The 24,094-nt window shown below is 29.2% G+C and carries 18 protein-coding genes and 2 riboswitches; of the genes, 14 read left to right on the plus strand and 4 right to left on the minus strand.

Going from position 1 to position 24,094, the window contains the following annotated elements; all coding sequences use genetic code 11:
- Positions 1 to 300: 300 nt before the first annotated feature.
- Complete coding sequence (gene glmM, locus FGL08_RS01470) at positions 301 to 1,650, plus strand: phosphoglucosamine mutase (protein WP_138209122.1); 1,350 nt, start codon at positions 301 to 303, stop codon at positions 1,648 to 1,650.
- Positions 1,651 to 1,748: 98 nt separating this feature from the next.
- On the opposite strand, the gene FGL08_RS01475 is transcribed toward glmM, so the two are convergent.
- Entirely contained in the window at positions 1,749 to 3,095 is a 1,347-nt protein-coding gene (locus FGL08_RS01475; RefSeq protein ID WP_138209123.1) for an HAD family hydrolase, read from the minus strand.
- A 761-nt stretch (positions 3,096 to 3,856) separates the two neighbouring features.
- Here FGL08_RS01475 and glmS point away from each other — a divergent pair.
- From glmS to FGL08_RS01490, 3 genes are all read left to right on the plus strand, one after another.
- Positions 3,857 to 5,683, plus strand: a complete 1,827-nt coding sequence (glmS, locus tag FGL08_RS01480; RefSeq protein ID WP_138209124.1) for a glutamine--fructose-6-phosphate transaminase (isomerizing) — start codon at positions 3,857 to 3,859, stop codon at positions 5,681 to 5,683.
- 232 nt (positions 5,684 to 5,915) lie between these two features.
- A complete protein-coding gene (locus FGL08_RS01485; protein ID WP_138209125.1) occupies positions 5,916 to 7,112 on the plus strand; it encodes an O-antigen ligase family protein in 1,197 nt (398 codons plus the stop codon).
- 187 nt (positions 7,113 to 7,299) lie between these two features.
- Positions 7,300 to 8,763, plus strand: a complete 1,464-nt coding sequence (locus tag FGL08_RS01490) for an IS1182 family transposase (RefSeq protein ID WP_138208895.1) — start codon at positions 7,300 to 7,302, stop codon at positions 8,761 to 8,763.
- A 145-nt stretch (positions 8,764 to 8,908) separates the two neighbouring features.
- Here FGL08_RS01490 and FGL08_RS01495 read toward each other — a convergent pair whose 3' ends face one another.
- Complete coding sequence (locus FGL08_RS01495; protein WP_138209126.1) at positions 8,909 to 10,489, minus strand: ABC-F family ATP-binding cassette domain-containing protein; 1,581 nt, start codon at positions 10,487 to 10,489, stop codon at positions 8,909 to 8,911.
- A 189-nt stretch (positions 10,490 to 10,678) separates the two neighbouring features.
- Here FGL08_RS01495 and FGL08_RS01500 point away from each other — a divergent pair, with 189 nt between their 5' ends.
- Complete coding sequence (locus FGL08_RS01500) at positions 10,679 to 11,557, plus strand: DegV family protein (RefSeq protein WP_138209127.1); 879 nt, start codon at positions 10,679 to 10,681, stop codon at positions 11,555 to 11,557.
- Positions 11,558 to 11,650: 93 nt separating this feature from the next.
- Here the strand turns inward: FGL08_RS01500 and FGL08_RS01505 are convergent, their stop codons facing one another.
- Entirely contained in the window at positions 11,651 to 12,472 is an 822-nt protein-coding gene (locus FGL08_RS01505; RefSeq protein WP_138209128.1) for a hypothetical protein, read from the minus strand.
- Between the two features lie 361 nt (positions 12,473 to 12,833).
- Here FGL08_RS01505 and yedE point away from each other — a divergent pair, with 361 nt between their 5' ends.
- The 5 genes from yedE (at position 12,834) to FGL08_RS01530 (ending at position 16,590) form a co-directional block, all read left to right on the plus strand.
- A complete protein-coding gene (gene yedE, locus FGL08_RS01510) occupies positions 12,834 to 13,928 on the plus strand; it encodes a YedE family putative selenium transporter (RefSeq protein WP_138209129.1) in 1,095 nt (364 codons plus the stop codon).
- Positions 13,909 to 14,118: a sulfurtransferase TusA family protein gene (locus FGL08_RS01515; RefSeq protein ID WP_138209130.1), complete on the plus strand. Its 210-nt coding sequence runs from the start codon at positions 13,909 to 13,911 to the stop codon at positions 14,116 to 14,118. The genes yedE and FGL08_RS01515 overlap by 20 nt, the downstream gene beginning before the upstream one ends.
- Positions 14,119 to 14,123: 5 nt before the next feature.
- Positions 14,124 to 14,360 carry a putative Se/S carrier protein gene (locus FGL08_RS01520; protein ID WP_138209131.1) on the plus strand — a complete coding sequence of 79 codons (237 nt, stop codon included), beginning with the start codon at positions 14,124 to 14,126 and terminating at the stop codon, positions 14,358 to 14,360.
- Positions 14,361 to 14,483: 123 nt separating this feature from the next.
- Complete coding sequence (locus FGL08_RS01525) at positions 14,484 to 14,690, plus strand: hypothetical protein (RefSeq protein ID WP_138209132.1); 207 nt, start codon at positions 14,484 to 14,486, stop codon at positions 14,688 to 14,690.
- 100 nt (positions 14,691 to 14,790) lie between these two features.
- Entirely contained in the window at positions 14,791 to 16,590 is a 1,800-nt protein-coding gene (locus FGL08_RS01530) for a MutS-related protein (protein WP_138209133.1), read from the plus strand.
- Between the two features lie 131 nt (positions 16,591 to 16,721).
- Here FGL08_RS01530 and FGL08_RS01535 read toward each other — a convergent pair whose 3' ends face one another.
- Entirely contained in the window at positions 16,722 to 17,294 is a 573-nt protein-coding gene (locus FGL08_RS01535; RefSeq protein WP_138209134.1) for a GNAT family N-acetyltransferase, read from the minus strand.
- 360 nt (positions 17,295 to 17,654) lie between these two features.
- On the opposite strand from FGL08_RS01535, the gene FGL08_RS01540 reads away from it, so the two are divergent.
- From FGL08_RS01540 to FGL08_RS01555, 4 genes are all read left to right on the plus strand, one after another.
- A complete protein-coding gene (locus FGL08_RS01540; RefSeq protein WP_138209135.1) occupies positions 17,655 to 18,761 on the plus strand; it encodes an AI-2E family transporter in 1,107 nt (368 codons plus the stop codon).
- A gap of 208 nt (positions 18,762 to 18,969) precedes the next feature.
- A complete protein-coding gene (locus FGL08_RS01545; RefSeq protein ID WP_138209136.1) occupies positions 18,970 to 19,629 on the plus strand; it encodes a VTT domain-containing protein in 660 nt (219 codons plus the stop codon).
- Between the two features lie 112 nt (positions 19,630 to 19,741).
- A riboswitch (cobalamin riboswitch) is annotated at positions 19,742 to 19,921 on the plus strand.
- Positions 19,922 to 20,517: 596 nt separating this feature from the next.
- The gene (locus FGL08_RS01550; protein WP_243117920.1) at positions 20,518 to 21,708 is read left to right on the plus strand and encodes a metal-dependent hydrolase family protein; all 1,191 of its coding nucleotides are present in this window, start codon (positions 20,518 to 20,520) and stop codon (positions 21,706 to 21,708) included.
- Positions 21,709 to 21,941: 233 nt separating this feature from the next.
- Positions 21,942 to 22,115: riboswitch (cobalamin riboswitch) on the plus strand.
- A 174-nt stretch (positions 22,116 to 22,289) separates the two neighbouring features.
- The gene (locus tag FGL08_RS01555) at positions 22,290 to 24,086 is read left to right on the plus strand and encodes a prenyltransferase/squalene oxidase repeat-containing protein (protein ID WP_138209137.1); all 1,797 of its coding nucleotides are present in this window, start codon (positions 22,290 to 22,292) and stop codon (positions 24,084 to 24,086) included.
- Positions 24,087 to 24,094 lie beyond the last annotated feature (8 nt).

Below are 24,094 nucleotides of genomic sequence, written 5' to 3' on the forward strand. Positions count from 1 at the left end.
TCTGAGAAGGTTAAATTATCAATGTAATATTAATCAGCTAAGAAAGATACCTCACTAACATAAGGTAAATACTTATGGGAAGTGAGGTGTTTTTATAAAACGGTTATATTATTTTAAATGGAAAACATTACATAAAAGTGTTACATAATATGAAATTAGGCATGAAACTTGTTATAACAATACAAATGTAATATAATTAATTAGTATTTTATTTTATAAAAATAAATATTAAATTTTAAAATAGGCAAATAAAAACTTATAATATAGAATTTAAATTACAGAAAAAGTGAGGTATTTACCATGAGCAGAATTTTTGGTACAGATGGTGTTAGAGGAATTGCCAATACAGAACTTACGTCAGAACTTGCTTTTAAATTGGGTAAAGCTGGAGCTTACGTTTTAACAGAGGGAGCACATAAACCAAAAGTTGTAGTAGGTATGGATACGAGAATATCTGGAGATATGCTAGAGTCAGCGTTAGTTTCAGGATTATTATCTGTTGGAGCTGAAGCTATTTGTTTAGGGGTTGTTCCCACACCAGCAGTTGCATATTTAACAAGAAAATATAATGCAGATGCAGGAGTTGTTATATCGGCATCCCATAATCCTGTAGAATATAATGGAATAAAATTTTTTAACTCACAAGGTTATAAATTAAAAGACGAATTAGAAGATAAAATTCAAGAACTTATAGAAAATAATTTTGAAGGTGTTCCACAACCTACAGGAGAAAATTTAGGTAGAAAGAAAATGGTTGCTAATGCAATCGAAGATTATGTAGAATTTGCAAAAAGCACTATAAATTGTGATTTAAAAGGGTTAAAAATAGCATTAGATTGTGCTAATGGAGCATCTTACATAACTTCACTAAAGGCTTTTAAGGGACTAGGAGCAGAAGTTTTAGTTATAAATAATAATCCAGATGGAGCAAATATAAATAAGGCATGTGGTTCAACACACCCAGAGCAGTTAATGAGTTTTGTAAAGGATAATAACTGTGATTTTGGACTAGCTTTCGATGGAGATGCAGATAGATGTCTTGCGGTTGATGAGAAAGGAAACCTTGTAAATGGAGATTTTCTTATGGCTATATGCGCAAAAGATTTAAAAGAGCAGGGGAAACTTAAAAAAGATACTCTTGTAGTTACAGTTATGAGTAATATGGGACTTGATATAGCATTAGATAAAGAAAACATAAAGAGGGTAAAAACCAAGGTTGGAGACAGATATGTTCTTGAAGAAATGGCTTCAAAGGGATATAGTCTTGGTGGAGAACAATCAGGACATTTAATATTCCTAGATTTTAATACAACAGGAGATGGGCTAGTATCTGGTCTGCAAATAGCATCGGTAATTAAACGTAAAGGGAAAACATTATCAGAACTAACAAGCATAATGACAGAACTTCCTCAAGTGCTTGTTAATGCGAAAGTTCCTAATAATATGAAAGATATTCATATTAAAGATGAGGCAATTGCTGAACAAATAAGAAAGATGGAAGAACATTTAAATGGTTCAGGAAGAGTGCTTATAAGACCTTCAGGAACGGAGCCGCTAGTTAGAGTTATGCTTGAAGGAAAAGATAAAAAAGAAATAGAGAATATGGCAATAGCACTAGCTAAAAAAATAGAAGAAAAAGCAAATAATTAAAAGATTAAAATAAAAAAGAGGATGTATCAATATTTGATACATCCTCTTTTCATAAGGTTTATACAAAATTTATAAGCATATATTTTTAAGTTATTAAATTATTTACTTTCTTTAAGAAGTTTTTCTTCTTTGCTTCCTAGGAATATAGATTTTTGAGTTGGTCTAAATTCACCAGTGTTTTCATCTCTTCCTTGTAAATAATATCTAGCGTCATCTTTACCTATAGTATCAGCAGCTTCTTTTGAAAGTTTACCAAGATCGCCACCTTTACATCTATTAATTATTAAGCTGAATTTTGTATCTTTAAAATCAGACAACATAGCAACGTCACCAGCACTATCTCCACCAACAATTAATGGACCTTGACCGCCGTGTTTTTCAACTAAAAATCTTTCTATAGTTTTAGTTTTACCTTTGCTTTGAGTTTGATCATAACCTTTTCTAAATTCAGATTTAATTACGCCTTTGTCATCTCTTTCAAGTTCCATTGCAAATACATTTTCTTTAGGAAGTTCATATCCAAATTCAGAATCTGTAGCAAATGCTCTAACAACATCTATAAATGATGCTGAACAAATATAAACATCAATTCCATTAGCCATTAAAGTTTTATAAAGGTTTTGTTGCTCTTTTAAAGTTCTTAAGCCAGTATTAAATTTAACTGAAACAACGCCAGCTTTTCCTTTTAATTCTGCCGGGCTAGTCCAAGTTTCTTCGCCTAACTCATGTTTTAACCAATATTGATTTGACTTTTTAGTAAGCTCAGCAACTTCTTTTTCGTTCATTCCAGCAAATAAATAAGTTACCCATGGGTAGCTTACATCTGAACTAAAAGATTCACCGATTGAAGCATAAAGATATCTAGTTTTAGCTATAAAATCTTTATATTCAGTAGTTTTTTTAATTTCATCTAAAGATTTAGTACCTTTAAATCCTTTATAATTTTCATATAGGAATTTGTAGTCTGAATCGATATCAGCACCAACTAATTCTATATTTACAGGTTTACCTTCTTTATTATTACATTCTGGTTTAAAGTTATCTTTTGGAATATTAATTCTTATAGTTTTGCTGAATTCTTCTGGAGTCATTTTAAACTCAAGATTTTCTAATTGGTAAGCTAATAAAGCTTCTTCAACATCATTTATAATTGTTGTATTATCCCAATCAAATACAGCGTATGGTTTTTTTTGAGCATTGTAGTCTTTGCTGTTTTTACCATGCTTTTCTATAAGAGCACTTAAAGCCTTATAGTTTTCTGGTGCCCAGTTACCTTTTTCTAATTTAACTTCACCTTGGTTAGCAGTGTTATTTGTACTTTGCTCGGTTTTAGTATTATTTGTCTTATTTTCTTCTGCCTTATTAGAAGAACCACATGCAGCTAAAGAAAGAGCGATTGAGCATGTTAAAGCTACACTAAGAGATTTTTTAATTAAATTATTCATAAGATTCCACTCCCTAATTTTCTTTTGTTAGCTCTTATAAAAATGTATAAACCTTGTACGTTCAATATATTTATATAATGAGCATTTTCAAATGTCAACAATAAAAAAAGAATTTTCTTATTTTTTTGACTAAATTTAATTATTAATATAATAATATTATCGAAAAATTGTATCTTTTCTTTAACTTTTTCTTTGAATTTTTATATTATAATTTATTTAGTCAAAATTATTTTTAAACTACGATTTTCTATATAGTGGAACTATAAATAAAGTGTTAAAAGTATTGACGTAACATAGTAAAAATGCATATAATAATGTGACACCTTTTAGAAGAGCATAACATCATAGAAATAAGGGAGGTGAACATAAAAATATAAGTTAAAAAAACGATTTAAAGCGCCAGGAGTTATATAGATATTTTTATATAACTTGACGAGGATGGGGTTTTATCGAACCTTCGGCGGGTGCCCCACGGTATTTGTACTACCGATAACAACTGATAAAAGCGAAGAGTGATTTTCGTTACAAAATCAGTTAGGTGCAAATTATAATTAAATATCTAGTTATAATGGTTTGGTTAAGATTATAGTTTTGTTGAAAATTTTAGTAGATAGGCTATAAGTATTTTTTTGTCTGCAGGTGGGATCTCTAATGTCCATCGCCTTAACAAAATAATACAAAATAAAGACTAAAGCAAGTGATTAACCAAAGAAAAATTAAATTATGCTAGAGAATATTACAATAAGAGAGGTACGATAATAATGTGCGGAATAGTTGGATATTTTGGAAATAGAGAGGTAGCACCTTTATTAATTAATGGATTAAGCAAATTAGAATATAGAGGATATGATTCATCAGGTATAGCAGTAATACAGCAAGATGGAATCAATGTTACAAAGTGTAAAGGAAGATTAAAGTGTCTAGAAGAAAAGTTAGAACAAAATCCAGTACATGGTAATATAGGTATAGGACATACAAGATGGGCAACACATGGACAACCATCATATTTAAATTCTCATCCTCATTCAAATAAAGAAGGAACAATTACTATAGTTCATAATGGAATTATTGAAAACTACATTAACTTAAGAGAAAAACTAATTAAAAAAGGATATGAATTTGTATCAGAAACCGATACAGAAGTAATTCCTCATTTAATAGATTACTACTATGAAGGAGATCTTTTAGTAGCAGTTAGAAAAGCTGTATCTAAGATGGAAGGAAGTTATGCTCTAGGGGTTATATCTTCACATGAGCCAGATAAAGTAGTAGCAGTTAGAAAAGATAGCCCATTAATCGTTGGACTTGGAGATGGAGAAGCTTTCATAGCATCTGATATTCCAGCAGTTTTAAATGAAACAAGGGATATCTATCTATTAAATGATAACGAATTTGTTTTAATGGACAAAAGTGGTGTTCAACTATGTGATATAGATGGCGAAAAAATAGAAAAAGAAGTGTACCATGTAACTTGGGATGCTGATGCAGCAGAAAAAGGTGGATACGAGCATTTCATGATAAAAGAAATTCATGAGCAGCCAAAAGTAATAAAAGATACTATGGCATCTAGAATTTTATTAGGAGAGCCAATAAATTTAGATAACATTAATATAACAAAAGAACAAATAGAAAAATTAAGTAAAATTTATATAGTAGCATGTGGAACAGCTTACCATGCTGGTGTAGTTGGTAAATATGCAATAGAAAAGTTAGCAAGAATACCAGTTGAAGTGGACATTGCTTCAGAATTTAAATATAGAGATCCATTAGTAGATGAAAATTCTCTTATGATTGTTATAAGCCAATCAGGAGAAACAGCAGACACTTTAGCTGCTCTAAGACTTGCGAAATCTAAGGGAGCAAGAGTTATTGCTGTAACTAATGTAGTTGGAAGTACAGTTTCAAGAGAGGCAGAAGATGTTTTATATACTTGGGCAGGGCCAGAAATTGCTGTAGCTTCAACAAAAGCATATGTAACACAGCTTATAGCAATGTATATAATTGCATTGTATTTTGCTCAAAATAACGGAGCATTATCTAGCGAAGAATTAGAGGAAATAAAATCAGCAATGTTACAACTTCCACTAAAAGCAGAAGAGGTATTAGAAAATAAAGAAGCAATACAAAAGTTTGCATCAGAAAACTATATGCACAGAGATATGTTCTTCCTAGGAAGAGGAATGGACTACGCTGTTGCTATGGAGGGCTCTTTGAAATTAAAAGAAATCTCTTATATTCACTCAGAAGCATATGCAGGTGGAGAATTAAAGCATGGTCCAATAGCATTAATGGAAGAGGGCACAGTGGTTATTTCACTAGCTACACAGTCTAATTTAATAGATAAGATGGTAAGTAATATAAAAGAGGTAACAGCAAGAGGTGCTAAGGTAGCCGCTTTTGTACCAAAAGGTCATATTGAAGTTGAAGAGAATGTAGATTCAGTAACTTATCTTCCAAATGTTATAGATATATTAACACCAGTAATATCAGTAATTCCATTACAATTATTCTCATACTATGTAGCAGTCCAAAAAGGATGCGACGTAGATAAACCAAGAAACTTAGCTAAATCAGTAACAGTTGAATAAGGATTGAATATAATCACCTCTTAAATACTTTTACTTGAGAGGTGATTTTTTATTGCTAATAGTGGGTTGTATAGATATTAATCGTAAAATATTTTATAGACATTAAGTAAAAAGTTGTAATAAGTATTAGTATTTACAAAAAAATATATATATATTGGCAAATACATATAAAAGTTTGATATAATTACTTTGTATTAATTATAATAATATTTTTTAAGGGGGTTTTATTATTTTGCTTTTAGTATTATTTATGGTTATTTCCCCTTATACAACAGCTATTCCGTGCATATACATGACATATAGGGTTTTAGTAGGAAAAATTATTGTAGAGAAAAATTATCTTAATATAGGGCTTTTTTTATTGTTTATATGGTCTTTAATTGTAGGAGTTTTAAATCGTAGTATAACATCAATATTTTCATCCTTTGCCTTACTTATGTATTTTTGCAGTAGTGTGTATATACAAAGCTATTGTATTAATAGGGATAGGGTAGAAAAGATATATAGATGTTTGATATATTTCTCAGTTTTTTCTGGTATATTTGGAATTATAGAAAAGATTTTTTGTTTATATTTTAAAGAGAATGTTGTAGCAAGATTCCTAGATTTTACTTTTCAAACTATACATAATAAAAGGATATATAGTACCTTTGGCAATCCTAATGTGGCTGGTAATTGGTTTGCTATAATGATACTTGTTAGTATTTATTTTTGTTCTACAGACTCTAGATATAATAAGTTGTTTTATAAAGCATCGACGCTTTTATTTCTTGTTGCTTTATTTTTAACAGGATCTCGTGGGGCGTTCATTGGATTAGTATTTGGGCTTTTTGCCTTTTACCTATTTAAATTTGATTGGAATAAAAAAAATATATGGATATATATATTATTATTTATATTTATAGTAGTGGTTACATTTATACCATTACCTATTTTAAATAATGTCATAGCCCATAATGTTGATCGTTCATTTCATAATCGTGTAGGAATATGGAGGGGATGTATTACAATGGCAAAAAATAAACCTATTACAGGTTGGGGACTTATGGCTGTATGGGATTATGGATCAGAGTACATAGTTGGGTATAATAAAATGTTATTTCATGCTCATAATATTTGGATTACATTTATGACCACGCTCGGAGCTGTAGGATTTTTAATATATATGTATATTAAAATAAATTTACTTAGAAGTTTAAAAGTTCTTTATACACAAAGATGCCCTTTTGTTCCTATGCTCGCTGGCATTCAGGCTTTAATAATTGGTCATGGACTAGTTGATTTTACAATGATTGCACCGCAGGCGGCTTTATTGTTTATATCGTGTTCAGCTGTAACATTATCACTTTTAAGACAATATAGTACTGTATTGGATAGTAAACCCTTACGAATTAGAAATAAATTAAAATCATTGTTTAGACTTAATTAGATTAATATTTATATAACTATATATGAATAAAAATATGTTTATTTATTAGAAAAAAGTAAGTGCCAAAAGGCGAGGGTACTGAAAAAGTACCCTCCTAATCTTAATAGACATAACACTACAGTTTGTGTAGATGTTATGTCTATTTTTTAGTATAATTTTTATATTACTAATTTAAGCAGGTGATTTTATGTTAATGCATCAAAAGATGATATTAAGCGAATATGGTGATATATATGATAGGATTATCCCTAAAGATAATATGTTGAGAAGGATTAAAGAAATGGTAGATTTCTCATTCATCTACGATGAATTAGTTTCTACATATTGCAATAATAACGGTCGCGGAGCGATTGACCCAATAAGAATGTTTAAATATCTTTTACTAAAAACTATTTTCAATATTTCTGATGTAGATGTTGTTGAACGCTCTAAATATGATATGTCTTTTAAATATTTCTTAGATATGGCTCCGGAGGAGGATGTAATTAATCCAAGTTCTTTAACTAAATTTAGAAAGCTACGCTTAAAGGACACTAATCTAATGGACATGCTAATTTCTAAAACCGTAGAAATAGCATTGGAAAAGGAAATTATAAAATCAAAATCAATTATTGTTGATTCAACTCATACCAAAGCTAGATACAATCAAAAAACACCTAGGGAAGTTTTAATTGAACAATCTAAAAAACTTCGAAAGTCAGTTTATAACATTGATGAGTCAATGAAAGCAAGGTTTCCTAATAAAGTTAACAACGGTCTTCTTGAGGATGAAATAGAGTATTGTCAAAAACTTATATCAGTTATTGAAAAAGAAGAGGTCATTTCAAGTTATCCAGCTGTAAAAGAAAAATTAAATTTATTAAAAGAAACAATCGAAGATGATTTAGAGGTTTTGTCATTCTCTAAAGATGCTGACGCAAAAGTTGGACACAAAACTGCTGATACATCTTTCTTTGGGTATAAAACTCATATTGCAATGACTGAGGAACGTATTATTACTGCTGCTGTAGTTACTTCGGGAGAAAAACACGATGGAAAACAACTAAAATCACTTATTGAAAAGAGCGAAGCCTCTGGCTTAAACATAGAAAATATTATTGGAGATGCAGCTTATTCAGAAAAAGAAAATATAGAATATGTAAATGAAAGTGAAAAAAATCTAATTGCAAAGCTTAGTAAATCAGTATCTCATGGTAACAAAAGACAAACTAAAACGAAGTTTGAATATAATAAAGATGCAGATATGTATGCGTGTGAAGCTGGCCATATGAGTACTAAGAAAACTAGTACTAGACCTAAAAAACATGCCAAAGATGGACTAGGTACAGTAATTTCTTATTTTTTTGATGTTAAAAAGTGTCAGTGTTGCCCTTTAAAACAAGGGTGCTATAAAGAAGGTGCTAAAACTAAATCATACTCAGTTTCAATCAAAACGAATACGCATCAAAAACATATTGAATTTCAAGAAACTGATTTTTTTAAAGAAAAATCAAAAGAGAGATATAAAATTGAAGCTAAAAATAGTGAAATGAAACATAGACATGGGTATGATGTTGCGTCAGCCGCAGGTCTTGTTGGCATGCAAATGCAAGGTGCATTGACCATTTTTGCTGTAAACTTGAAGAGAATATTGACTCTAAGCAATCAGTAAATATACCCGATTAGGGTTTAATAATACAAAAAGACTCAAGCTCATACCACAAAATGGTATAAACTTGAGTCTTTTAAATTATGTAAAAAGTAAACCCCCGAAAAACTATAAGTTTTTCAGTGGTCTCCCAAAAGGCACTTACTTTTTATTTGCTTTCTAAGTATTCATCAAAAGTAACTTTCTTATCAATAAATTCATTAGGACTTATATCTATAACTCTATTGGCAATAGTTTGTATGAATTGGTGATCATGAGAAGTGAATAATATATTACTCTTATAATCTACCAAGCCATTATTTAAAGCAGTTATTGATTCTAAATCCAAGTGGTTAGTTGGTTGGTCTAATATAAGCACATTAGCATTATTAAGCATAGTTTTTGATAACATGCATCTAACCTTCTCACCACCAGATAGAACTTTAACTTCTTTTAATGGTTCTTCACCAGAGAATAACATTCTTCCAAGAAAACCACGTAAATAGCTTTCGGATTTTTCTTCTGAGTATTGTCTTAACCAATCAACCAGATTTAAATCTACATCATTAAAGTACTCTGAGTTATCCTTAGGTAAATAAGCTTTTGTTATAGTAACGCCCCACTTATATTCTCCACTATCTGGTTCCATTTCTCCAGCTATTATTTTAAATAATGTAGATATAGAAAGTTCGTCGCCGATAAACGCAATTTTATCGTTCTTGCCCACAGTGAAGCTTACATTATTTAATACATTTACTCCATCTATGCTCTTACTTAATGAATCTACTCTTAATATATCATTACCAACTTCTCTCTCAGGTTTGAAACCTATGAAAGGATATCTTCTACTAGAAGGTTGAATATCTTCTAAATCGATTTTATCTAGTAACTTTTTACGAGAAGTTGCTTGCTTGGATTTAGATGCATTAGCACTAAATCTTGCAATAAACTCTTGAAGTTCTTTAACTTTTTCTTCTTTTTTCTTGTTCTGTTCCTTAGCCATTTTAAGAGCTAATTGGCTAGATTCATACCAAAAATCATAGTTTCCAACATATAACTTGATAGCACCAAAGTCAACATCAGCCATGTGTGTACATACTTTATTTAGGAAATGTCTATCATGGGATACTACAATTACTGTACCATGAAAATTTATTAAAAACTCCTCAAGCCAGTTAATAGATTTTATATCTAAATGGTTAGTAGGCTCATCTAGTATAAGCACACCAGGATTACCAAATAGGGCTTGAGCAAGTAATACTTTCACTTTTTCACTGCCAGATAATTCTTTCATAAATTTTTCATGGAGCTCTGTACCTATACCTAGTCCTTGAAGTAGGGAAGATGCTTCAGATTCTGATTCCCATCCGTTTAATTCAGCAAACTCTCCTTCAAGTTCAGAGGCTTTTATTCCATCTTCATCTGTAAAAGGAGTTTTAGCATATATAATATCCTTTTCCTTCATAATTTCATAAAGTCTTTCATTTCCCATTATAACTGTTTCTAAAACAGGGAATTCATCATATTTAAAGTGATCTTGCTTTAAAATAGACATTCTAACACCAGGTTGAATGGATACATCACCTTTATTAGGTTCTATTTCTCCAGATAAAATTTTTAAAAATGTACTTTTACCTGCACCATTAGCGCCTATAACACCATAGCAATTCCCAGGTGTAAATTTAAGATTTACATCTTCAAAAAGTTTTTTCTCTCCATATCTTAAACTTAAATTCGTTACTGTAATCAAGTCCATACCACCCTTTACCAAATTTTATAATCAAATAATATTATATCATATCGCGACATTATACCATAAAAACAGGAACTTAAAAAGGAGGTATTCAAGGGTATAAAATGTTTTAGTTGATTATAAAGGGAAAAAAGGGGTATAATTATAAAATAAATATAGAAATTTTATCCTTAAAGGAGTTTGTATATGAATGATTTTGTAATTATAACTGATTCAGGTTGTGATTTATCTTTAGATATAGTGAAGTTTTTAAATATTGAATATATGGGATTAGTATGTGATTTAAATGGAAAAGAGATAATTGAAGATTGTGGAGCATCACTTTCATATAAGGACTTTTATAGAGCAATTAGAGAGGGGGCATCTCCAACCACAAGTCAAATTAATTCTTTCAGATTTTATACAGAGTTTGAAAAACACGTAAAAGATAATAATAAAGTATTATATATTGCTTTTTCTTCTGCATTAAGTGGAACCTATAATAGTGCGGTAATGGCTAGAGAAGATATACTTGAGAAATATCCAGATGCAGATATATCCATAGTGGATACAAGAGGAGCATCTAGTGGTCAAGGACTTTTAGTTTATAAGGCTGCTAAGTTAAGGGAAGAAGGAAAGTCAAAAGAAGAGATAGTAAAATGGTTAGAAACAAATAAAAATAGAGTATGTCACTATTTTACAGTGGATGATCTTAAGCATCTAAAAAGAGGTGGAAGAATTAGTGCTGTTTCAGCTAATATCGGAGGTTTACTTAACATAAAACCAGTAATGTATATTAATGATGAGGGTAAACTGATTCCTTTTTATAAGGCAAGAGGACATAAACAAGCGCTAAAAAAACTGTTTGAAAATTTAGAAGCTCATTTATCAGATGACAGCCTAGAAGAGATATTTATAGCTCATAGTGATAATTTAAAAGGGGCTGAAGAACTAGCGAATATGATCAAAGAAAAGTATAATGTGAAAAATATTATAATAAACTATATTGGACTCGCTATAGGAAGTCACACAGGAGTAGGAACTGTAGCGCTTTACTTTTTAGGAACCCATAAAGAACCTAAGTAAAATTTAAATTGTATACTATTTTAAAACTTATAGTTATAAATAAAAAAACATCAAAGAAGACTCTTTGATGTTTTTTTATTTATATGTGATATTTTATTTTATTTCTTTTAATGTACTAGTGACACTTGATATTTCATTATGCATTTTCTTGTAAAGTAGAGCTTCTTTACTATTAGGATCATTGAATGCATAATCAGTTGGACCACCTATAACATAGGTATTGCCTCTAGCTTTAAAATACTTTCTTCCTCCAACACTATCTAAATACCACTCGTCTTCTTCTCTTGTCTTTTTAACTATAGAAAATATTCTAATATGCCCTGGAACGATTCTCTCTTTCTGGGTAAAGCATACGTTTATATCAGATTCATTTTCTAAAATATAATATTTACCTTTCCAACTAGCAGGAAAATTTATGGAAATACCATGTTTATGACTGGTATATTTTATTGGTTTCGTAGGGATAGGTGGTATTTGGGGTAATTTGTCTTCTTTTATTTTAGATGGATCCTTTTTAGGGATAGATGCTGGTGTTACATTTTTATTAGTAGTACTTTTATTTTTAGAGTTATTAATTTCAGTTTTTTTAGATTCCTTTAATGGTTTTTCTTTATTATTTACAGTTTCATCATCAGATGGCTCTTTATTCTTATTACTATGATTTTGACTGCTAAGAACTGGCTTAGTATTATTTACACTTTTAGAGGTATTTTCCATAGGTATACTCTTTTCATTATTGTCTACACTTATATTTCCTAACAAAGATTTATTATGATTTTTTTTATTCTTATTATTTAGGCTCATTATTGTAAAGCTTGATATAGCTATTATAGAACTTAAGGAAATAGCTATAATTAAATTTCGTTTACTTTTATTAGATGAAACTTTTCCCCTTGAATTGTTATATACTCTCATTATACACACCCCTTAGTGTTTATTTAGTAAATCATGCATGTAGTTAATTATTAATACAAATATTAATAATTAACTACATTACAATATTATAACATATTATAATATTGTAATGCTATTTGTTTTTTAAGATCAAGATTTAATAAAAAGGAACTGTTTTTACGAGTAAAATTTTTATGTATGCCTTTTTTAAACTTATTTTTAATTATTTAGAGAAATATTAATAGTATTGATTTTACCTATAGATTATACAAGTTGTATCAATAAAAACAATTTAACAAAATATTAATAATTCACTAGAATGAAATTAGTATAAGTAATAATCTATATATTACATTATTAAATAAAGAGGGGGTTATAAAACATGGATAGTAAAAAGGGTATTATCCTCACAGGGGCCATAGTTGGTATTATTTCTGTGCTTTTAGTTTATTTTGGGAATCCTGTGAACATGGGATTTTGTATTGCATGTTTCATAAGAGATATTGCAGGAGGGTTAGGGTTACATAGAGCACCAGTAGTTCAATACATAAGACCAGAAATTATAGGTATGGTTATTGGAGCCTTTATAATGTCTATTTTTAGTAAGGAGTTCGCAACAAAAGGAGGTTCTTCACCATTTATAAGATTTACTTTAGGATTTGTAGTTATGGTGGGGGCTTTAATGTTCCTTGGATGTCCTTTAAGAATGGTGTTAAGACTTGCAGGTGGTGATTTAAATGCCATAGCAGGACTTGTTGGATTTGTAGTAGGAATAGTTATAGGTATTATGTTCCTAAACAAAGGGTTTAGTTTAAAGAGAAATTATAAATTAAATAAGGCAGAAGGATACTTATTCCCAGTAGTTAATATAGGTCTTTTTATGTTACTAACTACAGCGCCAGCATTTATATTGTTTAGTAAAAAGGGTCCAGGTGCATCTCATGCTCCAATAATTATTGCATTAATTGCAGGCTTAGTAGTAGGTATTTTAGCTCAAAAAACAAGATTATGTATGGTGGGTGGCATTAGAGATTTAATAATGTTTAAAGATACATATTTATTATCTGGGTTTATAGCTATTTTTGTATTTTGTCTTATAGGAAATTTAATAATAGGAAAGTTTAAATTAGGATTTGTTGGACAACCTGTTGCACATATAGATGGACTATGGAATTTCTTAGGTATGGTTCTTGCAGGATGGGGATGTGTCCTACTTGGAGGATGTCCTATGAGACAACTTATTTTATCAGCAGAAGGAAATATAGATTCTGTTATATCAGTTTTAGGAATGTTCGTAGGTGCAGCTTTCTGCCATAACTTTAGTTTAGCTTCAAGTGGAAAGGGAGCAACTTTAAATGGTAAAGTTGCAGTAATAATAGGATTTGTATTGGTATGCGCTATTTCATATTTTAATATAGAAAAAACTATAAAGATTAAATCGAAGGGAGATGTAAAGATTGAATCAAATAGATGCTAGGGGAGTATCATGCCCTCAACCTGTACTTATGACAAAAAAAGCATTAGAAAGCAACCCTGAAGGTATTGATGTAATTGTAGATAATATGACCGCAAGAGGAAATGTAGAAAGATTTATGAAAAATGCTGGTTATAAGGTCACTATAAAAGATATAGATGATGAAGAATCTATACTATCTGCAAGGAAGTAGAACATATGGAGTATATAGCAACGTTTTTTACTAACTCTGGAGCTATAAAATTTAACAGATATTTAAATAGCTTAGATGTTAAAAATCAAGCTATGCCTGTACCTAGAAAAATAACTTCAAATTGTGGTATAGGGGTTAAGTTTAGCTATAGTGATGAGTTAGAAAATATACTAATAGATGATGTAGAAACTGTATTTTCTATAAATAATGGAGAATATAACTGCGTATATAGTGAAGAATAATAGAATATAAGTATATAATAAAAACACTCTAGATAAATAGGGTGTTTTTATTATTCAATATATTTTATATTTGTTAATTGCCTCTAAAGTTTTTGAACTGTATTCCTTATGGGATGAGAGTCTTTGGGGGGATGTGGAATACAAGGGGGTTATAACTTAGGATTTTTCACATTAGGATTAGATTATCTTGGTATTAGGGATAAAAGTATTGGTATAGAGGAAAGGGTTGCAAATAATTTAGATGCAGGGGACATGTCAGTATTGTTAATTTTAGGAATAGCTCTTATAATATTAATTAATAAAAATAAAAAGGATACCATAAATAAATAAATTCTAATTTAAAAAAATTAAGCAGGGAGATTAAACTAGGAGTTCCTTGCTTTAATTTTTATAATAGTTTTATATGAAACTATATAAAAGGAGGGATTACATGGAGGCAAATAGGTTTAGTAAAAAGATAAAGAAACATGATGAAAAAATCTTAGAGTATAGTAAGAGGTGTAATTTATTTTCGATATTTAGGCTAATAACTATGATTAGCTCCATTTATTTAACATATAGGGTTTTAAAGTTGAATTTTAATAAAGCATACTTTTTAGTACTACTGCTTCTTTACATGGCATTTATATTTTTAATGAGAATTCACAGAAGAACTAAAGAAAGATTGAATTTTTCTAAGGAAATTATAGAAATAAATAAGAGATATTTATCTAGAATTAATGGAAAGTGGACTGAGTTTAAAGATATAGGTGATGAGTTTATAGATGAAGCCCACAGATATTCCAGCGATTTAGATATATTCGGTGAAAAATCATTATTCCAAATGATTAATATAACTAATACCAAAGAAGGAAGAGAAAGTTTAGCTAAATCTTTAATGAATCCTAGTTATAAAAAGGAAGAGATAGTTTTAAGACAGGAAGCTATAAAAGAATTACATGATAAATTATATTTATGTGAGGAAATGGAATACATTACAAGAAAGCATAAAGATAAGCTTAATAAATCTGAAAGGTTAATTAAGTATGGTGAGGATAGTGAAGTATTGATAAAGTCCAAAATTTTAAATACTTTAATATATACACTGCCTTTAATTACAGTTCCTTTAGGAGCTTTTATACTATTACTTAAACTTCAAAGTTTATATAATTTAATTCCCATAATAATTATTATTCAGATATCCATTTGGGGAATAAATTTTATGAAACTTAATAATATACTAGGGGAACTTGGACTTTTTAAATATAATATAGATACCTATGTACATATGTTAAAACTTATAGAAAAAGAAGAGTTCAAGTCTCAAAAATTAAAAAGTATAAAATCAGATTTATTTAGTGAAAAAAATTCTGCACTTATTGCTATAAAGAAATTAGATAATACTTTTGAAAAGGTTAATTTAAGATATAATGGATTGCTATACCTTGGACTAAATGCACTCTTACTTTGGGATTACCAATGTGTATTTTCTCTAGAGGCTTGGAAAAGACAATATGGATGCGAAATAAGGAAATGGTTATATCATATAGGAGAAGTTGAGTCACTCATGAGCTTGAGTGTTTTAACTCATATTGAGGAAGATATTACTTTTCCTAAAATAAATAGTGAAGGCAAATTAGCGGTAAATGCTAAAAAACTTGGGCATCCTCTTATAAATGGTAAGGATAGAATAGATAATGATGTAAGTATGGATAATAAAATTTTTATAATAACAGGTTCTAATATGTCAGGGAAAACTACATTTTTAAGAACTATAGGAATAAACTTAGTCCTTGCCTATAGTGGAGCACCCGTTTTTGCAAGAGAGATGACTTGTTCTATATTAGATATATTTACTTCAATGAGAATAAGCGATGATCTGAAGAATGGAATTTCTACTTTCTATGCCGAACTTATAAGGATAAGAGATATAATTAAGAACTCTAATGATGATAAGGAAATGATATTTTTAATTGATGAGATATTTAGAGGAACAAATTCTATGGATAGAATACTCGGAGCTAAGAATGTATTGTTAAATTTAAACAATGAAAAAATAATAGGTGCTATAACCACACATGACTTAGAATTATGTGAGTTAGATAGATACAATAGGATAAATAATTATCATTTTTCAGAGTATTATAAGGATGATAAGATATATTTCGACTATAAGATAAAAGATGGGAAATCAACCACCACAAATGCTAAATATCTTATGAAAATAGTTGGTATAAATATAGTGGAATAGTATGAAACTAAAAATAAAATTAAAGTATGAAAGTATATAAGATAAATTTATATTTAGAGAGTGTATATAAAGACACTCTCTATTTTTCTCTACATTTTTTATTTATTACGAAAATATCTACGTAATTACAGTTATATGCCGAGTTTTTTATTTATAAATTGTTTTAAATGATTAGGTTTAAATTCACTACTTAGGATATCCATAATTATCTGATCGTATTTATTTCCAGCTAAGGTATAAGCATTACGAATCCTTCCACATTCTTTAAAACCTACTTTTCTATAACATTTTATAGCTGATTCATTAAATCCATAAGCTACTAGGTGAATACTTTCAAGGTTAATGACATTAAATCCAAAGTCCAATAGTAATGTCAATGCTTCAACGCCATATCCTTTTCCCCAATAGGACTTATTCCCTATAAAGATACCAACCTCTCCATGTCTATTTCTGAGGTCTGTAGATGGGAAACCACAATTTCCAATAAGCTCATTGCTTTTAGAATCTATTATAGCGAAATTATATCCATCTTTAACTAAATCATTTAAGGCATCTTTTTCAAATTGTATACCAATAACCTTTGGCATTAGGGAAAGACCTATAGCTACTTCCGGATCGTTCAGCCATTCAGTATATTTTTCGTAGTCGCTAGTATCAATTGGAGATAGATAACATTTTTCACCAGTAATTTTTTTAAAATACATAATTATTCCCCCTTTAATTTAATATAAAAAAACCCGCAGAATCACTATAATTAAGTGACTCCGCAGGTTAATATTTTAATGCGTGTAGGAAAAATCCCTGTACCGCTCACAATAGCATAGTAGTAACTATACTACGGCTTAGATACACTCACTAGATTTTTAATTATTTCTATATATGTTACTATAGGACAATTGTGATGTCAATAGAATTGAGGGATTTATTATATACAATTTAAAAAAACTTAAAAAGTATAGTTTAAAAAGTTGTATTGAGAATTGTAACTATATGTTATACTAATAAATAGAACACTGAATAAATCTATATATTTATATGGAAAAATAAATGAGAAAGGAATTTAGATGATGGATTTTAAAAAATTTAAAGATAAAAAATATATGGATATTATAATTCCTATAGCTATAGCAGCATTTTTAGTATTTATATCATCTATTATGTTTCTTAAATTACTAGATATTACACCATATTTTTTAAATAGAATTGGGAATATATATTCAATAATAAGTCCCTTTATATATGGAATTATTATAGCATATATACTAAACCCACTTATGAGATTTTTAGAAAAGAAATTTAAATTAAAAAGATCAATAAGTATATTATGTACATATCTTATAATAGTTGGTTTATTTATTATAGTAATAATATATTTATTACCTAAAATAACTACTAGTATTATGGAAATACTTAGAAGTGTTCCTCAATATACACGTGCAACAGAAAGATGGGTAAATAATTTACTTAATAATAGTAAAGCTGGAGAATTAATCAATACTTCTGTTGGAGCTAATTTTAATCCAGAGAAACTTATTTCTAAGGCTAGTGAATTCTCTATTTCGGTGTTAAATTCTTTTTTAGCCAATTTATTGTCAATTACTAACTATTTTATAAAGTGGATATTTGGATTCCTTATAGCTATTTATGTTTTAGCGGACAAAGAGAATTTTAAATATGTATCCAAAAAGGCTATATATAAGACTTTAAAAGAAAAAAATGGGAATAGGTTTCTACGATTATTAAGTACCTTAAACAGTATGATAGGTACTTATATAGGCACAAAGGCACTAGACTCTCTTATTGTGGCTATTATAGCATTGATAGGGCTTATGTTTATAAAATCACCATATGCTTTATTAATTGCAATAGCTGTTGGAATAACCAATATGATACCTTATTTTGGTCCTTTTGTAGGTATGTTTGTAGCGGGAGTTATAAATATTTTTTATAGTCCTATTAAAGCATTAATTGTAGTTGGATTTTTATTTTTATTGCAACAATTTGATGGCTGGTACTTGGATCCTAAATTAATAGGAGATAAAGTTGGACTAAGTCCATTCCTTGTAATGTTGGCAGTTACCTTAGGTGGGGGATTATATGGTGTGGTTGGTATGATTTTATCAGTACCTGTAATGGCTGTTATAAAAATATATGTAGATAAAGTTTTTTAATTTTTTAGGGACAGTTCACAAAATATAATTTTTTATGAAATTTATATTTTATGAACTGTCCTTATGTTTTTAGAGGTTCTATTATTTTTAATTTATTAATAAAAATAAGTTCTAAGTATGGTAATATTATTAGTGAGTTTTAAATATATAATGGTTTTAAGTACATTATAGAGTGTGATATTTTAAATTAAAGATACGAAGGTGGATTATGATGGATATGTTAAATCGTGTTTTAAATATAATATTTCATCTTGATAAATATTTAGGTATTGTTATTACCCATTTTGGATATAAAGCATATATTATTATATTTATAATTGTTTTTTTAGAGAGTGGTATAATACTAACACCATTTTTACCCGGAAATTCTTTAATCTTTATTACAGGAACATTTGCAGCATTAAAATCAATAAATATATATGTACTTATCATAACATTACTTTTGGCATCTATATTTGGTGGAATAATAAATTATAATATAGGAAAGTTTTTTGGAGCAAAGATAATAAAGAGTAAGATAGGTGTTATTATTGAAAAGAAGGGGTATTTTGATAAAACTAAGCTATTTTACGAAAAGCAAGGGGGAAGGACCCTTATAATGGCAAGATACATACCAGTTGTTAGAACTTTTTCTCCATTTATAGCAGGAGTAAGCAATGTAGGACATATGAAATTTATGTTATATAATATTTTAGGTGCATTTTTATGGGTAATACCTCTGAATTTATTAGGATATTGGTTTGGGAATTTAACTTTTGTTAGGAATAATTATAGCATAGTTATTTTTATGCCTATTATTGGATATGTAGTTTTCGTATTTTTTGCTATTATAATAAGAAAACTGAAGAAAAAATTATCTAATGCATAGAATAATTTAGATTTATGTAAATAATTCTTAAATATCTAAGATTTATTTTATTATACAAATTGATAATCTTTTTTAATAGTGATATAATGATTAAGTAAACTAAATAATAAATCTGATACATAAGGATTTAGGTTCTTTTTATTAAGACTAATAGGGAAAATGGTGAGATACCATTACAGCCCCCGCTACTGTAAAAGCAGACGAAACCTTAGTGAAACCACTGTGAAAACGGGAAGGTAAGGGAATAGGACGAAGCTTAAGTCAGGAGACCTGCCTAAATTTTAAGTAATCCTTCGGAGGGAGGGACGTTGCTTCAATATGTGTTTTACATACGTCTGTTTTATAAGTATGTACTATATTATATAAAAAGAGCATCCTAACCTTTAAGGTTAGGATTTTTATTTTACAAACCCTAGTATAAACAGGAAAAATAAAAGTATAATTAAATCCCAGTGTAGCAATGTAGCTGCAGTAACCCCATAAATTATAATTAAATTCCATATCAACGTATCAACAATGGTGTTGAATACACCTTTTAACAATGATGTTATTTAGAATAAATTATTTTTGCTGATGCATTTAAGTTTGCATCAGTTTTTCTTTTTTTGTAACTCTAAATCATAGTTTATATAAAAATATACTTAATATTATTAATATTAAGTATATATTATAGTTAATTTAAACATATAATACTTTAGCCTTATTTTGTTGTAATTAAGTCTTTAATCAATTGTCATTTAAAAGAGTCATTATTAAGAAGGAACTGAAGCTCAAGTGTAGAAAGGGGGATGGGATATATTGCAATTATTACATAAAATAGGGGGGGTTAAATGCAATCATCAAAATTAGCTTTAAAGGGTGGTATATTAATTGATGGAATAAGGGGGTATGCCTATTGAGAATTCGTTATTAATGGTAAATGGAGATGAAATCGCATATGTGGGTGAAATGGAGAATATTAATATACCTGAAGATTATGATACCATAGATACCACTGGTATGACTGTCATTCCTGGACTTATCGATACTCATGTTCACTTTGGTGGTGCATTAAATGCATCTGATTTATCATGGATATTGGAGCACGTTATACAAAAATCTATTGTAGCTGTTGCGCAAGCAGAAACATGTCTTAATCATGGGTTCACTACTACCGGAGATATATCTCGAAATGGTACATATTTGAGGAATATGATAAATGAGGGTATAGTAAAAGGACCGAGGATTGTAACTTGTGGTCTTGGATTATCTAGAACATGTGGTCATGGAGATACACATGGTCTTCCTCTAGATTATGTTCAAAAATCTCATCCATGGGCTATTTGCGCTGATGGAAGAGAAGAGCTTCGAAAGGTAGTACGTTCTATTTTAAGAACTGAACCAGATGCTATTAAAATATGGGCTACTGGTGGTGGTGTTTGGAGGTTAGATGATAAAAGGCATCAGCACTATAGTTATGAGGAGATAGAAGTGGTAGTTGAAGAGGCGAATTATGTCGGGCTTCCTGTGAGAGCTCATTGCGAAAGTTTGGAAGGCGCTAGGGCTTGTATAAAAGCGGGAGTTCATAGTATAGAACATGGACAAGAACTTGATGAAGAGTGTTTAAATATGATGGTACAAAAAGATATAAGTTTAGTTCCTACAATGAAGTTTTTCTATGAATGGTTTACAGAATATGAACCACCATATAGATCAATTCTAGATATTTTTCCCGGAGAAACATTAGCTGAAAAAGAGTTAAATCGTACTATAGCTAACTTTCAAGCTGCAAAGGATACAGGGGTTAGGATAGCAGTAGGATCGGACTCCTTTTGTAGTAAACTAACTCCTTATGGAGAGTATAGTTTGAAAGAGATGTATGCAGTTCATGATGCGGGACTTTCTCCTATGGAAACCATAGTAGCTGCTACAAAATCAGGGGCAGAGGTACTGAAAGTTGATGATATTACTGGTACTTTAGAAAAAGGTAAGAAAGCCGATGTAGTGGTTTTAACTAAGAATCCTTTAGAAGATATAACTAATATAAATTTAGATAATATGAAGTTTATAATTAAAGGCGGTAAATTTGTAAAAAGATAAATATTCAGATACTAATTTTAAAAAAAGTATATTTAAACATAGGTATTGATACAAGTATAGATTTAAAAATAATTTTCAAAGAATAGGGACAGTTCATAATGAATTAGGTAATGATAATTTACTAAATCAAGGGCTGTTTCTATTTTTTAGCAAAATTTCCAATAGATAGATATTTTTAATTACTATTGATTATCAATAAAGCTGGTGATATACTTATAAAAGATACAAAAACTTAACAAGTTATGATTTTAGGTTCTATTAAGATTAATAGGGAAAGTGGTTAGATGCCACTACAGCCCCCGCTACTGTAAAAGTTGACCAACCCTAATAAAGCCACTGTGAAAACGGGAAGGCAGGGTGTGGGAAGATACTTGAGTCAGGAGACCTGCCTAAAATTTTTAGCAAACCTTCGGAGGGAGGGGAAGTGCTACATTTATAGATTTTTCATACATATTTAACAAGTGTATATTTTATATACTTATGTGTAGTTATGTAAATGTGCAATTTAAATAAATCTCAACCTCTATAGGTTGAGATTTTTTATTTCTAAATAAAATGTTAAACAAAAGAGGAGGAAGAGTATGAAAAAGAAGTACGTAGGTATAGTTTTGGCTTTTTTAATAGCAATAGGTAGTATTTACTCAGTGTATAAGTTTACTTCTATAAATGAGAAAAAGGTTAGTAAGAAGGATAAATTATCACAAGACTACCTTTATAATAAAAATAGCAAGAAAGAGCAGGACAAGCTTAAAGAAAGTATCATAAAAGAAGATAAGAAGGAAAGTGACAGCGACAATGATACTTCAAATAATAAAAATGCCGATATTGATAATGGTACAAGTTCTTCAGATAATAACAGTATAAATGATGGAAGTTCATTAATTTCTAAAAATAATACATCACAAGGTAATTCAGGGAATGGAAATTCATCTACAAGTAATAGGGATGTATATAATAATAATATGGGCAACAACAAAGTTGTTGGAAATAAAAGTGGGCAAATTATAGATAAGGATAAAGATATATCAAATAACATTAAAGACCAAGAGGATAACAGGAATAATAACAAAGATGAAGATATTCAGAAAGATAATATTAATAACAATGGTCAAGGGTCAGGAAACAAAGAACCAAATAAAGATTCAACCAAGGATTCAAACAATATAACAGAAAATAAGAAAATTACTCCTAAAGTTCAGGATAAAGACATTATAAAAATAATCAGCAAGTCATCAGATTATTTAAAAACTAATAATGATCTAAGTAATTGGGATGTAATAGCTTTAAAAGTGGCTGGCCAAAATAAATCTTCACAAGAATTAAAAGACAAGAAAGAAAAGTTACTAGAATATATAGAAAAAGAAATAAAAGATGAAGGTGACGATTACGGGCTTTTAAACTACTCAAGATCAGCATTAGCAGTATTATCTCAGGATGGTAATCCATATAACTTTAAAGGTACAAATTTAGTTTCTAAGATAAAGAATATGGTAGAGGCAAAAGATGAATCAATAAATGCACAGGTATGGGGCATGATGGTACTTGATATTTTAGGTGAAAGCTATAAAAAGGAAGAAGCAATCCAATACTTAGCTAAGGAGCAAAAATCAGATGGGGGATTTGCATTATTTAGTGGAATTAGGAAAAGTGATAATCTTCCAGATATTACTGCTATGACAGTATATTCTTTAACTATGGGTGGAAATGATAAAAATCATCCAATAGTAAAAAAAGCATTGGAGCATTTAAAAGTTTCACTTGAAAAAATGAATAAAGATAAAAATAGCCAAAATTTAGAGAGCCTTGCACAAATAGTTATGGCTATTGTTGCATCAGGTGATGATTTAAGTGCTTACACTATAAATAATCAAAATATTTTAGATGAGATTTTAACTTATAAAGTTGAAGATGGAAGCTTTAAACATAATAAATCTGATAAGAAGGGTAATAAAATAGCTACTGAGCAAGCATTAATAGCCCTAAGCTTTAAAAAAGACAATATAAACAGCTATGTAAACTTAAGACCTTCAGTAGACTTACCTAAAGATAACAATAAAGGTGAGGATAACAAACCAAACGATAAAGATAAGGAAGATAAAGAGGAAAAGGAAGAAATAATAGATATAAAAGTTAAGGATGTAATGGGAAAACTGAACACAACAAATGGTGGAACAATTACATTTAGTAGATATAAAAACTTTGAAAAAGTAACAATTATTCTTTTTGATAATAATAACGAAATTAAATATATAAATGATATTAAATTAGGAGTTAGCTCTGATAATTTAAATTTAAAATTAGATAAAGGTTCTTATAAGGGTGTTATAAAATTACAAGGATCAGAAAAAGTGAAAATACCTAATTTCGAAATAGAATAGAAAATATA

This window comes from Hathewaya histolytica (assembly GCF_901482605.1).
Taxonomy (GTDB): domain Bacteria; phylum Bacillota; class Clostridia; order Clostridiales; family Clostridiaceae; genus Hathewaya; species Hathewaya histolytica.